We start from the raw sequence: 14,813 nt of genomic DNA, 5'->3' as shown, positions 1-14,813 counted from the left end.
CGCAGATGGGCAACGGCCGCGGTCATGCTGTCCGCGTCCCGCCGGTGGGCCTCGTCGCGGCCCTGAACATAGAGCGCTGCGCTGGCCGGATCCGCCGGCACCGCGAGATCGTGCTTCGCCGGCGCGTCCGACGGCTGTATCAGCAGGCCGATCGCGGCGGCGCCCGCCAGGCCTAGCGCCGCGGCCCCCCACCAGCCGCGGGGCGACCGCTTCGCGCGCGGCGGGACGGGCTGCGCGGCGGCTGGCGGGACCGGCGGCCCCTGTGCGGGCGCCGTGTCATGCAGGCGCGCCCATGCGTCGAGTTCGGAGCGGAGCGCATAGACGGTGCGGGTCTTGCCGCCCGGCAGGCTGCGGATCGGCAGGCCGCGGTCACGCGCCCAGCGAATCGCCGTCGTACGATCGCGCCCGAAATGTGCGCCGATCGCCTTCCACCCGTCCACTCGGTCGACATCTTGCGCCACCACTTACCTCGCCACCAGGTGCCCACCTGCGGCCGCGCGCGCCGCGGCCAGGGGTGACGTATGCCATGCCAACGTCTAATGTCTGATGATCGATCATAAGGCCTCCGCATGTCCGAAGAAACCAATATCCAGTTTTCCGAGCGCGAGGCGCTGCTGTTCCATAGCCAGGGGCGGCCGGGGAAGATCGAGATCATCGCATCCAAGCCGATGGCGACGCAGCGCGATCTGTCGCTGGCCTATTCGCCCGGCGTCGCGGTGCCGGTGCTGGCGATCGCTGCAGACCCGGCCTGCGTCTATGACTACACCGCCAAGGGCAATCTGGTCGCGGTCATCTCCAACGGGACGGCGATCCTGGGGCTCGGCAATCTGGGCGCGCTCGCGTCCAAGCCGGTGATGGAAGGCAAGGCGGTGCTGTTCAAGCGCTTCGCCGATGTCGATTCGATCGACATCGAACTGGCGACCGAGGATGTCGACCGGTTCATCGCGGCGGTAGAATTGATGGAGCCCAGTTTCGGCGGCATCAACCTGGAAGACATCAAGGCACCGGAATGCTTCGTGATCGAACAGACGCTGAAGGAGCGGATGAACATCCCGGTCTTTCACGACGATCAGCATGGTACGGCGATCATCGCGGCGGCGGGGCTGATCAACGCCTGCCACCTGACGGGGCGGGCGCTGCGCGATGTCAAAGTGGTCGTCAACGGCGCGGGCGCGGCGTCGATCGCCTGCACCGAACTGATCAAGGCCATGGGTATCCGCGGCGAAAATGTCCTGATGTGCGACAGCAAGGGTGTGATCTACCAAGGGCGGACCGAGGGCATGAACCAGTGGAAGTCGGCGCATGCCGCACCCACGGCGGCACGGACGCTGGCCGAGGCGATGGTGGGCGCGGATGTGTTCCTGGGCCTGTCGGTGAAGGGTGCGCTGACGCCGGACATGGTGCGGTCGATGGCGGCCGACCCGATCATCTTTGCGATGGCGAACCCCGATCCCGAAATCCTGCCGACCGAAGCCAAGGCGGCGCGCGGCGACGTGATCATAGCGACCGGACGCTCGGACTATCCGAACCAGGTCAATAATGTGCTGGGTTTCCCGTTCATCTTCCGCGGTGCGCTGGATGTGCGGGCGACCTGCGTGAACGACGAGATGAAGATCGCGGCGGCGCGCGCGCTGGCCGAACTGGCGCGGCAACAGGTGCCGGAGGAGGTGGCGGTCGCCTATGGCGGCATCGTGCCGCGGTTCGGGCGGGACTATATCATTCCCGCGCCGTTCGATCCGCGGCTGATGGAGATCGTACCGGTCGCCGTGGCGCAGGCGGCGATGGACTCCGGTGTCGCGCGCCAGCCGATTCTGGACATGGATGCGTATCGCGATGCGTTGAAGGCGCGGTTGAACCCCACGACATCCATCCTGCAGCTTGCCTATGAGGGCGCCCGCAAGCAGCCCAAGCGCGTGGTGTTCGCGGAGGCGGAAGAGGAAACGGTGCTGCGCGCGGCCATCGCGTTCCGCGAAGCCGGACTGGGGACTCCGGTGCTGGTGGGACGTGACGAGGTGCCGGACAAGTTGCGCGCCCTGGGGGTTGATGATCCATCGACGTTCGAACTGCACAACAGCCGCCATTCGCCGCTGATCGAGCGGATGGTGGATACGCTGTACGCGCGGTTGCAGCGGCGGGGCTATCTGCGCCGCGAAGTCGAGGCGATGGTCAATCAGGACCGCAACATCTTCGGTGCGCTGCTGCTGGAACTGGGAGAAGCCGATGCGATGATCACCGGCGTGACGCGCACCTATGCACAGACGCTGCGCCAGGTGATGCGCGTGATCGATCCGGTTTCGGGGCGGCGGCCGTTCGGCATCCATGTCCTGGTCGGGCGCAGCCATACCGTGTTCATGGCGGATACCACCGTGACCGAACGTCCGGATGGACCGGCGCTGGCGGATATCGCGGAACAGACGGCGGAGGTGGCGCGACGCATGGGGCAGGAGCCGCGCGTCGCATTCCTCAGCTATTCCACCTTCGGCAATCCGGACGGCAAGTGGATCGACAATATCCGCGATGCCGTCAGGATCCTGGACGGGCGTGCGGTGGGGTTCGAATATGAAGGTGAAATGGCGCCCGACGTGGCGCTGAACCCGACGGTGATGAAGAATTACCCGTTCAGCCGTCTGTCCGGCCCGGCCAATGTGCTGGTGATGCCAGGGCTGCAGTCCGCCAATATCTCGGCCAAGCTGCTGCGCGAACTGGGCGGCGATTCGGTGATCGGGCCGATGCTGGTGGGGCTGAAGCACCCGGTGCAGATCGCGACCATGTCGGCGACCGCGAGCGAACTGGTGACGCTGGCGGTGCTGGCGGCCGGCGGGATTACGCGCTGACGATCATTCTCTCCCTCTACCGAAGGGAGAGGGAGAGAAGAAGGGAGATCAGCCGCTGTTGCGCAGGGCGGTGGCGATGGCGTTGATCGAAAGCTGGATGCCTTCGCGGACGCGGGGATCGGTTTCGCCCGCGCGGTGCCGCTTGAGCAATTCGATCTGGAGCAGGTTGAGCGGTTCGATATAGGGCAGGCGCAGCCGTATCGAAGCATCGAGGGTCGGACTGCGTTCCAGCAGGCGCGTCTGACGCGTGATGCCGAGCAGCCCGGCCTGCGTCTGTTCCCACGCGCCGCGGATGCGGCCGAAGATGGTGTCCGCCAGCGTGCGATCCTCCACCAGCACGGTGTAGCGTTCGGCCACCGCCATGTCGGATTTGGCGAGCACCATTTCGAGATTGGCCAATGTCGCCTGGAAAAAGGGCCAGCCGGCGACCATGTCGCGCAACAGGCCCTTGTCCGTGAAGGCATCGAGCGCCGCGCCGACGCCGTACCAGCCGGGCAGCATCACGCGCGCCTGCGCCCAGCTGAAGACCCAGGGGATGGCGCGCAGATCCTCGATCCGGTCGGATTTGGTGCGGCTGGCGGGGCGTGAACCGATCTTGAGATCGGCGATCTCCGCGATCGGGGTGAATTGCCGGAAGAAGGTGCGGAACCCGTCGGTCCCGTAGACCAGATCCCGATAGCTGCGGAATGCGCTGTCCGACAGGCTGTCCATCGCGGCCGCGAACCGTGCGCTGTCCTGCGCGTCGATCGACGGCGTTTCCAGCGAGGCGAGCAGCGTGGCGGCGGTCGTCGCCTCAAGATTGGCGATCGCGCTTTCGCGGGTTCCGAACTTGGCGGCGATCACCTCCCCCTGTTCGGTGATGCGGATGCGGCCCTGGACGGTGCCCGGCGCCTGCGCGCGGATTGCGGCGAAGGAGGAGCCGCCGCCACGCCCGACGGCGCCGCCGCGACCATGGAACAACTGCATCCGCGTGCCCGCCTCCGCGAAAACGGTGGCGAGCGCGCGACTGGCGCGATTGAGGCTCCAGACCGAGGTCAGATATCCGCCATCCTTGTTCGAATCGGAATAGCCGACCATCACCTCCTGATGCCCCCGGCCCCGGGTGATCGCGGCGATTTCCGGAAGCGCGAACCAGTCGCGCATCACCGCGGGGCCCGCCTCCAGATCCTCGATCGTCTCGAACAACGGGACCACCATCAGGTCGGATGATGGCGGGTCGCCGGCGCGGTAGAGGCCGGCTTCCTTCAGCAGGATGCAGACTTCGAGCAGGTCGGAAACCGTGGCCGCCTTGGAGATGATGTAGGTGGTGATCGCGCGGATACCGTAGCGCCGGTGCGCCGTGGCGGCCGCGTGCACGATCGCGAGTTCGGACGTGGTTTCGTCGGAATAGGCGGCAAAGGGAGAGGCGAGCAGCCGTGCACCGGCCAGTTCGCGGCGGAGCAGGGTGACGCGCGCGGCTTCGTCCAGCGCCAGATAGTCGGGTTCGACCGCGGCCCTGGCCAGCAGTTCGGCGACGACGCGTTCATGGACATCGGCATTCTGACGCAGGTCGAGCGTGGCGAGGTGGAAGCCGAAGGTTTCGACCGCGCGGATCAGCCGGCTGAGCGCACCGCCGGTGCCGAGCAACCCTTCGCCCGAAGCGGCCAGCGCGCGCGCCAGTTCGACCAGATCGGCGCGAAACGTCTGCGGATCCGGATAAGGCTCCCCCACCACCGTCGCGGCGCGCGCCGGATCACGGCCCAGGATCGCGCGGTGGGTGGCGGCAAGCCGTGCGTAGATGCCCGTCACGGCACGGCGATAGGGTTCATCCCGGCGGGCGAGGGCGGTGTCCTGGCTGCGATCCGCGAGTGCCGCGACCGCCGGGGTGGTTTCCGCCAGCTCGGTCGAGATCGAGAGTTCCGCGCCAAGCGCGTGCAGCCGATCGAGATAGTCGCTAAGCACGACCGAGCAGGCGCGGCCCAGCGCCGCGTCGAGCGTTTCGGCGTTGACGTTCGGATTGCCGTCCCGGTCCCCCCCGATCCAGCTGCCGGGGCGCAGGAAGCTTTTGGGACGTTGCCCCAGCGCGCGTTCCCAGCGGGCGTAGAGCACGGGCAGCACCGGCAGGAACACGTCGCGCAGATAGGCTAGCGCGGTCTCGACCTCGTCCGCGACATACAGCCGTTCGCGCCGGAGCGGGCGGGTCTGCCACAGCAGCGCGATCTGGCGCGCGATCGCGGCTTCGATCACGTCGCCGTCGGCAGTCTCGGTTTCGCCCGCATCCCGCAGCGCCATCAGTGCAGCGATGCGATTGCGGTGGTCGATCATGCTCTTGCGGCGGACCTCGGTGGGATGCGCGGTCAGGACCGGCGCGATCAGCGCCTGATCGAGAAAGGCGGCGGCATCGGCCCGCGACACGCCCTCCGCCGCCAGGCGATCGAGCGCCGCGCCCAGGTCTGCGCCGGGTTCGGCCGCGACACCCTGGCGATCTTCGGCCAGATTGGCGAGCATCGAGAACAGCATGAACCCGCGCACGAAGGCGAGCGTATCGTCCAGCCCCAGCGTGCTGAGCCCCGGATCGATGGCGTCGGCGCCCGCAACACCGCGCGCGCGATCGACGGACACCGATCGGATATGTTCGATCCGGCGGAACAGCGCATCGCCGCCATAGGCGCGGATGACATCGCCGAGGATGCGACCGAGAAAGCGGATGTCGGGATTTTGCGTGATCGGGAGGGATGTGGCCATGGCCCATGCTGCAATGCGGTGCGGTGGCGGTCAACGACTTCCGTCATGGTTGCCGACGTTCCACTCCTGTTCTATCGTCCGGGCGATGACGATCGTCGCCGCCTGTTTCGATGACAGTCCCCTGGTGGCGCGCGATGTCGCGCGCGGTGTGGCGCGCCTGCTGTTCCGGCAGGATGCGATGGCGCTGTGCGAGGTGCCGCTGGGCAATGGCCGGCGCGCGGACCTGATGGCGATCGACGCCAAGGGCCAGATCGTGATCGTCGAGATCAAGGTATCCAAGGCGGACCTGCGCGGCGATGCGAAATGGCCCGAATATCTGGACTATTGCGACCGATATTATTGGGCGGTGCCAGGCGGGTTCGATCTGGCGCCGTTCGACGAGGCAGGGTTCCGGCCGGAGCTTGCCGGGCTGATCGTCGCCGACCGTTACGATGCCGAGATCATGCGCGAGGCGGCGGTGCGGCCGATCGCCGCACCACGGCGGAAGGTGGAGACGCTGCGTTTCGCCCGGCGCGCGGCACGGCGCCTGCTGGGCGGGCTCGATCCTGGACTGGGCGGGCTCGACTGACGCTCAGCCGCGGCCCTGGTTGCGCCAGCGGCGGATGACGCGGTCGATCGTCGCGGTTTCGCCACCCGATTGGTGCCACAGCACGGAAAAGACCGGATCGCCCGAGGCGGGGCATTTGCCGGGTTCCAGCGTATCGAACTGAACCCTGATGGGGATCGCGACACCTTCGCCGCAGACGATCGCCTCACGATTGCGAAGCGCCGGGATCGCATCCAGGAAACCGCGCGCACCTTCGGGCATCGCCGCCTTTACATAGGCCTGATCACGATCATTGTTGAGCCGCATTGCGATGATCGTGCCGCATTGCGACAGCACGCCTTCGGCCAGATCGGACGGTCGTTGCGTGACAAGACCCAGCGAGACGCCATATTTGCGACCCTCCTTCGCAATGCGTTCCAGCACCTTGCGCACCGCCTGGCCACCCCCCGTGCGATCCGCCGGGACGTAGCGATGCGCTTCCTCGCACACCAGCAGCAGCGGGCGTTGTGCTTCGCCCCGCGACCAGATCGCATAGTCGAACACCATCCGGCTGAGCACCGCGACGACGACACTGGTGATTTCCGAAGGAACACCCGAGACGTCGATGATCGAGATGGGTCGGCCGCCGCCGGGCAAGCGGAACAGCTTGGCCAGGAAAGTCGCCATGGTATCGCCGACCAGCATGCCGGAAAACATGAAGGCGTAGCGGGGATCGGCCTTGATCTCGTCGATCTTCGATTTCAGGCGCAGATAGGGTGCGATGCTGCTGGCCTTGTCGATGCGGCCCATGTCGGCCTGCAGCAGGTTGGCAAGGTCGGAGAGCAGATAGGGCACCGGGCTGTCGACGGTCAGCTTGGCGACGGTTTCGCCCACCCGGTTCTTCGCCCTGGCGGCAAGCAGGCATTTGGCGAGGATGTCCAGATCGACCTGCCGGTCCGGACCGGACGCGGTGACGAACACCTCGGCATGTTCTTCGAAATTCATCAGCCAGTAGGGCATCGCCAGATTGCCGACGTCCAGTATCTCGCCCGTCGACCGGAAGGCGGCGCCATATTCCCCGTGCGGGTCGATCATCAGAATATGACCCTCCGGCGCGCGTTCGCAGATCCGGTGGAGGATCAGCGCGGTGGCGGTGGATTTGCCGGTGCCGGTCGATCCGAGAATCGCGAAATGCTTGCCGAGCAGCGCGTCGATGAACAGGGCACCGCGAATGTCTGTGGTGGGATGGACCGTGCCGATATCGATGTGCGCGCGCTCGTCGGTCGCGAATACCTGCTGCATATCGACAGCGGAGAGCGGAACGACGACCGCACCGGGTACCGGATAGCGGGTGATGCCGCGGCGGAACCCGCGGATGCGGCCGGTTTCACGATCCGCGTCGCCTTCGCCGACAAAATCGACATCGGCCAGGATCCGTCCGTCATGGGTATCGGACAGGCGCATCGATCGGACGCAGGCGATCAGCCAGCGATCGGCGACGCGGAGCTTGACCAGGCTTCCGACCTGACCCGCCGCGGCGATGGCGGGATCGGACGCGGTCGCAAGATCGGCGAGCAGAACGCGATCGAGCGCGATCCGGGTCGCGGCGCCGGCGACTTCCAGCAGAATGCCGATTTCCAGCAGTCCGATCGGATCAGCGCAGGCGACGCCCACGAAACTTTCCGCGTGCCGTTGCTCGATCGACATGACACCCTGACCCTTATCCTTCGACGCGTGTAGGGCGGCGGCGGTTAAGATTCGGAAAAAAGCGTGTTCTTCAGCGCAGCCGGCGGAAGGCGATCGCACCGGCCCAGCCAAGCACCAGCGACAAGAGCACCGCGAACAGACCGTAGAGAAAACCGCGATCCTGCGCCGCGGCGGCGACATAGCGTTCGAACCCGGTCTTTTCGATCGCGATTTCCCGCGTGGCACCAGCGACCACCCGGCCGTTTTGCAGCAGGAAGGTTTCGGCGGTGTAGGTGCCGACCGGCACGCGCGCGGGCAGATGGATGCGCGCGCGGTAGAGTACGCCTTCGCTGATCTCGACCGCGTCCTGTTCCTCGACATAGAGGCCGGCGCGGCGTTTGAGGTTGACGAGGCCGTCCTCCAACCGGCGTTGTTCGTCGGGCGCCTTGCCGCTGGCGGGCGAAAGCTGGATATTGTCCACCCCCAGTTCGTAGATGGCGGCGGTGCGGCGATCGACCAATGTCTTCAGCGGGCGCGACGCGGCGACCGCATAGAAGCTGGGCACCGATCGGAAGCGCGCGCTGTCGGCATTGACCCACATGCCGGCCATCTTCTGCTTTTCCCGCAGCACGATCGGTTCGGCCGGCCCCTTGATGACGATGGCGATATCGGCGTCGCGGGTCGGAAGCCGGCCACCGGGATAGAGGATCGCCCCGAACAGCAGCAGTTCGGCCCCGGTGAAGCTGTAGATGATGTCGATCCGGCGTTGCGAGACATCCGGAATCAGTCGCGGTGCGGCCTGTGCAAGCAGAAGCGGGGCGAGCAGGGCCAGCAAGACGCCCTTGATCCGGATCGATTTCCGGCTTGCCCCCCGGCTCACAGCGCCTGCACCGTATAGATGTCGTCGGGGCGCCAGGTGAGGCCGAGGCCGACGCGGATCGCGACCGTAAGCACGATGAACGCCAGGAACAGCCGCAGATATTCGGGCTTGACCCGGTTGGCGAAGCGCGCGCCGACCTGCGCACCCGACACGCTGCCGATCAGCAGCAGGACCGCCAGCACGATGTCGACGGCGTGAGTGGTGAGCGCATGAACCATGGTGGTGGCGGCGGTGACGAACAGGATCTGGAACAGCGAGGTACCGACGACGACCTTGGTCGACATGCCCAGCAGGTAGATCATCGCCGGCACCAGCACGAAGCCGCCGCCGACGCCGAGCAGGACGGTGAGCAGGCCGGTGAAGAAGCCGAGCACCAGTGGCGCCATCGGCGAGATGTAGAGCCCGGAACGGTAGAAGCGCCAGCGGCCCGGCAGGCTGGCGACCAGCGGATGATGACGGCGCGGCCCGGCCGGACGTGCGCCGCCGGTGCGGCTGGCAACCACGCTGCCGATCGCTTCCTTCGCCATCAGAAGCCCGATTCCGCCCAGGAGGAAGACGTAGAGCAGGGCGACGACGGTATCGATCTGCCCGGATCGCTGAAGCGCACGGAACAGGAAACCGCCCGCGACCGACCCGGCCGCGCCGCCCGCGACCAGCACGGCGCCCATGTGGAAATCGACACCCTTGCGGCCCATGTGCGCGAACACGCCCGATACGCTGGCCCCCGTGATCTGCGTCGCGGAGGAGGCGACCGCGACCGCGGGTGGAATGCCGTAGAAGATCAGGAGCGGCGTCGTCAGGAACCCGCCGCCCACCCCGAACATGCCCGACAGGATTCCGACCAGCCCCCCCAGCGCCACGATGACCAGCGCGTTGACCGACAGACCGGCGATCGGGAGATAGATATCCATGGCAGGCAACGGGCTAGCGGGTTTGGCGGGACCGTGAAAGCGGGATTGCGGGCGGCGGCGGTGTATCGGCGGGGTGACAGGACAGACAAGTCACGGAAAAAGCAGGAGAGTTGGATCCGGTAACCGCCTTATGTTCCACATGGAACATGCATAGGTGCTTGTTTTTGTATCGTTAAAAATGCGGGGAGGGTGGCAGGGCGTCCATCGACATCGTCAGATTCCCCGTTGGACGCCGGCGGATGCCGGGCCGTACAGGTCCTGTCCCGTGTTGTACCGAACCGATCTTCGATGCCGGTCGTGATCTGCCCGACCCGTTGCAGGTGCTTTGATTGGGCGGCCGGACCTCACGCCGGCAGACGGCCGCCCGCCATGAACCAACCGTCCACGATCTCGGTCATGTGTTTCAGGATCGAAGGAGAATAATGATAGGCGTGCGTCAGCATGTCCGCCTCGGTCACGAAGTCGGACAGTTCCACGACGCTGATCCGATCGGGATTGCGCGCCGCGGCGTCGCGCCACAGCTGGTTGAAGCGTGTGTCCCGTGCCTTCAACGCGGCGCCGGTCATGTGCGGCAGGATGGCGTAGAAACGATCCGACGCGTTTTCCGGTGACAGCAACAGCAGCAGCTTTCGATCGCTGTCGATCACCATGCCGCAGAACGCCCTATGCGCCGCTTCGTAGATGGCGGGATCGATCACATCCATCACCGACGTCCAACGCGGTTCCATATAGTCGATCGCCGGATTGTAGACCAGAAATTCGGGAAATATCTGTTCCCGATAGGCGCCGGTGAGCATGGCCGGAAGGCTGAAGACGCGCGGGATATTGTCGAAATCCATCTCGTCCTTGAATCGGCTGTAATGATGGAAGCCGCCGGACATGCAATCCGACATGACGCGGATGCGGATGTTCGCTCCGTCCCGGGGCGCATGCGTCGCGAGGACCTGGTCTCGTACCTGTTCGAACGGTACATAGGTGATCGCGGCAGCGGACTGGCTGGGCAGCGGTTTTGCCAGGGCGCTGAGATCGATCTGCCCATAGCGTTCGGCCAGAGCGGACATCAGGAAATCTTCGACGCCCATGTGCATGATTCGACAGGAGAAGGCGAGGTGTATGGGGCGACGGCTCGGCCGGTGATACACGACCGTCCCGACCAGCCCATCCAGACCGTGATGACCATATTTGTCCCAGATGAACGCACTGAACACGTCATAGTCGGACACGTTCATAACGACATCGCGCAACGTGCCCGGCACGACGCGGGTTTCGGTGTAGTTGAGGGGATCGGCGCGGTTGATAAGCTCTTCGATGCGGCCCACGAAGGCCAGATTGTCCATCCGGTGCGTGTAGGTCGCCTGGATCCCGCTTTGCAGGAGAAAGTCGGCGTCGCTCAGGGATTGGCGGTCGGTGACGCGGGCCTCCAGTATGCGATACTCCGCCACGCGGTTTCCGATTGTGGGGCTAGTGTCGAGAATGCCCTGCAACAGCGCGTCACATGCGTCGGCCGCGACGGCATGAATTCCCGGTGCAGCGGCCGCAACCTCCGCCAGGCGGCTCGTGTCGCCGTCGATGAACAGCACATTGGCCGGTTGAAGCAGCATGTCTTCGATCAGCCGGCATACTGCTTTGCCGATCGGGTCCGGCGAGATACGCGGGAAGACGAATTCGTCCCATAGCCCGTGTTGGTCAAGGATTCGTCGGGCGGCGTCCGCGTCGCCCGGTCCGCACAAAGCGGAGACGATGCCGTGCCGATTGAGCGCCCGGACCAGGGTCGCGCGGCCCATATGCAGGCTCCGATCACCGCCATCGGCAAGAGCGCCGGTCCGGAACGTATCGTCCAAGCCCCAAATGACCAGCTTCGCCTTCATGCGGGTGTCCGCGCTGGCGGCAAAATGATCGGCAAGGTCCCGCGCGGCGCTGTGCATGTCGACGTGCATGTCGACGGCGGGAGCGCGATCGAACATCTTTTCCAGAAGCTCGGCGGCGCGCGTCCGGTGGCCCATTTTGTGGGTCAGCAGCGTCAGGCACAGCAGGGCGGCGTCGCCTAATTTCGCGAGATTGCCGACATGCCCGTCCGGGAAGACCGCGAGCAGCAGCAGGCCGTGGCTTTCCTCCGCAAGCGCCGGGGTGCAAGCGTCAACGAGATTAATCGCCAGCGGCGCGTTGCCGTTGCCGAGGGCGTCAAGAACCGTTTCCAGCAAGGCGAGCACCAGCGTCTGACCGACTTCGGCCGACCAGAATTCACGCCCGACCCGAATTTCGGCCAATAGCGCGTTAAATGCGATCGGATCATGATGTGCAAGCGCCTGACGTGCCAGATCGATACGATCCGCATCGGCCGGCAGGGCATCGCCCGCCACGAGTACGTCCATCTTCATCGATCCTGGCTCCTATCCGACAGGCCGGAGACCTAGCGCGCTATGGTTAACGACCCATAAAGCGTGCCGGCCGATCACCGCCGTTCGGCGCGATCGGGAGCGCCGGGTGGGACAGAACGTCCCCTATCCACATGCCCAACCTTCTTCTAAGACCGGGGCAATGGCAGCCAGTTTGAAATGTGACGTAGCGGTGCTGGGCGGGGGGCTGGCCGGGGGGCTCGTCGCGCTGGCACTTGCGGCGCGGCGGCCGGAACTCTGCGTGTTGCTGGTCGAGGAAACGGATGTCCTGGGCGGCAACCATATCTGGTCCTTTTTCGACAGTGATCTGGATGCCGACGATCGCGCGCTGGTCGCGCCGCTGATCGTGCATGGCTGGCGCGGCCATGACGTGCGGTTTCCGGCGCATGCCCGGACGCTGGGCACGCCTTATTATTCCATCGCGTCGGAACGGCTGGACGCCACCGTGCGCGCCGCGATGCCGGCCGAACGCATCCTGACCGGGCGGCGCGTGCTGGCGGCGTCGCCGAAGGCGGCGGTGCTGGACGACGGGACACGGATCGACGCGGGTGGCGTGATCGATGCGCGGGGGGCCGCGACCTTGCGCCACCTGGATTGCGGGTGGCAGAAGTTCGTCGGGCATGAACTGGTGCTGGCGGCGCCGCACGGGCTGGATCGGCCGATCGTGATGGACGCGACCGTCGATCAGCATGACGGGTATCGCTTCGTCTATTGCCTGCCGTTCGCGCCGGACCGCGTGTTTGTCGAGGATACCTATTACAGCGATTTCGCGCATCTGCATGTCGACAGCATTGCGGCGCGGATCGCGCGCTATGCCGAGGCGCAGGGCTGGCAGGTGCAGGAGATTGCGCGGCGGGAATCGGGCGTGTTGCCGGTGGTGATGGGCGGCGATTTCGATGCCTATTGGCAGTCGGGCGGCGGCGGCGTGGCCAAGATCGGCGCGCGTGCCGCGCTCTACCATCCCACCACCGGTTATTCGTTGCCCGATGCGGTGCGCACCGCGATGCTGATCGCCGGGATGACCGACCTGTCGGGTCCGGCGCTGCACGACCGGCTCTACGCCCATGCGTCCGCGGCCTGGCGTGCGCGCGGATTTTACCGCATGCTGGACCGGATGCTGTTCAAGGCGGCGACGCCGGCGGAACGCTACCGCGTCCTGGAACGCTTCTATACGCTGGACGCGGCGCTGGTGCGGCGCTTCTACGCCGCGCAATCGACGAGAATGGACAAGTTCCGGATATTGGCGGGCAAGCCGCCGGTTCCGGTCGGCCGTGCGATCGCGGCCCTTGGGGAGAGACGACAATCATGGCGACGATAACAGCCCATGGCGCAGCGCCCGCGAGCCGGACCGACACCGGGGTGCCGGGCGCCGCGCCGCAGACCGCGGTCGTGATCGGCGCCGGCTTCGGCGGGCTTGCGCTGGCCATCCGCCTGCAATCGGCGGGCGTGCGCACCACGCTGGTCGAGGCGCGCGACAAGGCCGGCGGGCGGGCCTATGTGTGGGAAAAGGAAGGCTTCACGTTCGACGCGGGGCCGACCGTGATCACCGATCCCGCATGCTTGCAGGAATTGTGGGGCCTGACCGGGCGACAGATGGCGGACGACATCGAACTGCTGCCGGTGACGCCCTTCTATCGCCTGAACTGGCCCGACGGGACCAATTTCGATTATTCCAACGACGACCAGTCGTTGATGGCCGAGATCGGCAAGCTCGATCCCGACGACATCGCCGGTTATGCCAGGTTCCTGGAGTATGCCGCCGGCGTGTACCGCGAAGGCTATCTGAAGCTTGGCCATGTCGCGTTCCTGGATTTCGCATCGATGCTGAAGGCAGCGCCGGCGCTGGCCAAATATCAGGCGTGGCGATCGGTCTATTCGATCGTGTCTGGGTTCGTGAAGAACGAGAAGCTGCGCGAGGCGCTGTCGTTCCATACCCTGCTGGTCGGTGGCAACCCGATGACGACCAGCGCGATCTACGCCCTGATCCACAAGCTGGAGAAGGACGGCGGCGTCTGGTTCGCCAAGGGTGGGACCAACAAGCTGATCGCGGCGATGGTGACGCAGTTCGAACGCGCGGGCGGCACGATGCGGCTGGGCGTGGCAGTCGACCGGATCGAGACGCTGGGCGACCGGGTGACGGGTGTGCGGCTGGCGGGCGGGGAGGTGATCACAGCGGATGCGGTGGCGTCCAACGGCGACATCGTCCACACCTATCGCGACCTGCTCGGTCATTCGGTGCGCGGGCAGCGCGCGACCGCGAAGCTGAAGCGCAAGAGCTTCTCGCCGTCGCTGTTCGTGGTGCATTTCGGAATCAAGGGGACGTGGCCGGGCATCCCGCACCACATGATCCTGTTCGGTCCGCGCTATCGCGGGCTGCTGACCGACATCTATGATCATGGCGTGCTGGCGGAGGATTTCTCGCTCTATCTGCACCATCCGACCGTCAGCGATCCGGAGATGGCGCCGGAGGGCTGTTCGACCTTCTACGCGCTGGCACCGGTGCCGCATCAGGGCAAGCTGCCGATCGACTGGGCGGTCGAAGGACCGAAATATGCCGAGCGCATCCTGGACGAGATCGAAAAGCGGCTGATCCCCGACCTGCGCGGGCGGATCGTGACGCAATTCCATTATACGCCGCAGGATTTCGGGCGTGACCTGAACGCGCATCTGGGCAGCGCCTTCTCGCTGGAACCGGTGTTGACGCAATCGGCCTGGTTCCGGACACACAATCGCGACGATGCGATCCCGAACCTGTATTTCGTGGGCGCGGGCACGCATCCCGGCGCGGGCATTCCCGGCGTGGTGGGGAGTGCGAAGGCGACCGCCGCGCTGATGCTGGAAGGGCTGCGCGCATAG

The 14,813-nt window shown here is 65.9% G+C and carries 9 protein-coding genes and 1 pseudogene; 4 read left to right on the top strand and 6 right to left on the bottom strand.

Features of this window, described 5'->3' with window-relative positions; genetic code table 11:
- Positions 1–461: pseudogene (locus VF649_RS01455) on the bottom strand (tetratricopeptide repeat protein); the annotation flags it as partial.
- A gap of 108 nt (positions 462–569) precedes the next feature.
- On the opposite strand from VF649_RS01455, the gene VF649_RS01450 reads away from it, so the two are divergent.
- Positions 570–2,834: an NADP-dependent malic enzyme gene (locus tag VF649_RS01450; protein WP_331010179.1), complete on the top strand. Its 2,265-nt coding sequence runs from the start codon at positions 570–572 to the stop codon at positions 2,832–2,834.
- A 48-nt stretch (positions 2,835–2,882) separates the two neighbouring features.
- On the opposite strand, the gene ppc is transcribed toward VF649_RS01450, so the two are convergent.
- Positions 2,883–5,558, bottom strand: coding sequence for a phosphoenolpyruvate carboxylase (gene ppc, locus VF649_RS01445; RefSeq protein ID WP_331010178.1), 2,676 nt, complete (start codon positions 5,556–5,558; stop codon positions 2,883–2,885).
- 85 nt (positions 5,559–5,643) lie between these two features.
- On the opposite strand from ppc, the gene VF649_RS01440 reads away from it, so the two are divergent.
- Positions 5,644–6,126, top strand: a complete 483-nt coding sequence (locus VF649_RS01440) for an MmcB family DNA repair protein (protein ID WP_331010177.1) — start codon at positions 5,644–5,646, stop codon at positions 6,124–6,126.
- A gap of 3 nt (positions 6,127–6,129) precedes the next feature.
- Here the strand turns inward: VF649_RS01440 and VF649_RS01435 are convergent, their stop codons facing one another.
- The 4 genes from VF649_RS01435 to VF649_RS01420 all read right to left on the bottom strand — a co-directional run bounded on the left by VF649_RS01435 (position 6,130) and on the right by VF649_RS01420 (position 11,939).
- Positions 6,130–7,791, bottom strand: a complete 1,662-nt coding sequence (locus VF649_RS01435) for an ATP-binding protein (RefSeq protein WP_331010176.1) — start codon at positions 7,789–7,791, stop codon at positions 6,130–6,132.
- Positions 7,792–7,861: 70 nt separating this feature from the next.
- A complete protein-coding gene (locus tag VF649_RS01430; RefSeq protein WP_331010175.1) occupies positions 7,862–8,650 on the bottom strand; it encodes a TIGR02186 family protein in 789 nt (262 codons plus the stop codon).
- Positions 8,647–9,561, bottom strand: coding sequence for a sulfite exporter TauE/SafE family protein (locus VF649_RS01425; protein ID WP_331010174.1), 915 nt, complete (start codon positions 9,559–9,561; stop codon positions 8,647–8,649). Before VF649_RS01425 ends, VF649_RS01430 begins: the two co-directional genes overlap by 4 nt.
- 344 nt (positions 9,562–9,905) lie before the next feature.
- Positions 9,906–11,939 (bottom strand): hypothetical protein, encoded by a 2,034-nt coding sequence (locus VF649_RS01420; RefSeq protein WP_331010173.1) that lies wholly within the window; start codon positions 11,937–11,939, stop codon positions 9,906–9,908.
- Between the two features lie 160 nt (positions 11,940–12,099).
- On the opposite strand from VF649_RS01420, the gene crtY reads away from it, so the two are divergent.
- Positions 12,100–13,275, top strand: coding sequence for a lycopene beta-cyclase CrtY (gene crtY, locus VF649_RS01415; RefSeq protein ID WP_331010172.1), 1,176 nt, complete (start codon positions 12,100–12,102; stop codon positions 13,273–13,275).
- Positions 13,263–14,813 (top strand): phytoene desaturase, encoded by a 1,551-nt coding sequence (locus VF649_RS01410; protein WP_331010171.1) that lies wholly within the window; start codon positions 13,263–13,265, stop codon positions 14,811–14,813. The genes crtY and VF649_RS01410 overlap by 13 nt, the downstream gene beginning before the upstream one ends.

This window comes from Sphingomonas sp. (assembly GCF_036387535.1).
Taxonomy (GTDB): Bacteria; Pseudomonadota; Alphaproteobacteria; order Sphingomonadales; family Sphingomonadaceae; genus Sphingomonas_R.
The sequence above is the reverse complement of the archived record's forward strand: the minus strand, read 5'-3'. Positions and strand labels throughout refer to the sequence as shown.

What these genes read in the sequence shown, in the direction of transcription:
- VF649_RS01450 (WP_331010179.1), top strand. Translation starts at nt 570, where the DNA reads ATGTCCGAAGAAACCAATATCCAGTTTTCCGAGCGCGAGGCGCTGCTG.
- ppc (WP_331010178.1), bottom strand. Translation starts at nt 5,558, where the DNA reads ATGGCCACATCCCTCCCGATCACGCAAAATCCCGACATCCGCTTTCTC.
- VF649_RS01440 (WP_331010177.1), top strand. Translation starts at nt 5,644, where the DNA reads ATGACGATCGTCGCCGCCTGTTTCGATGACAGTCCCCTGGTGGCGCGC.
- VF649_RS01435 (WP_331010176.1), bottom strand. Translation starts at nt 7,791, where the DNA reads ATGTCGATCGAGCAACGGCACGCGGAAAGTTTCGTGGGCGTCGCCTGC.
- VF649_RS01425 (WP_331010174.1), bottom strand. Translation starts at nt 9,561, where the DNA reads ATGGATATCTATCTCCCGATCGCCGGTCTGTCGGTCAACGCGCTGGTC.
- VF649_RS01420 (WP_331010173.1), bottom strand. Translation starts at nt 11,939, where the DNA reads ATGAAGATGGACGTACTCGTGGCGGGCGATGCCCTGCCGGCCGATGCG.
- crtY (WP_331010172.1), top strand. Translation starts at nt 12,100, where the DNA reads ATGGCAGCCAGTTTGAAATGTGACGTAGCGGTGCTGGGCGGGGGGCTG.
- VF649_RS01410 (WP_331010171.1), top strand. Translation starts at nt 13,263, where the DNA reads ATGGCGACGATAACAGCCCATGGCGCAGCGCCCGCGAGCCGGACCGAC.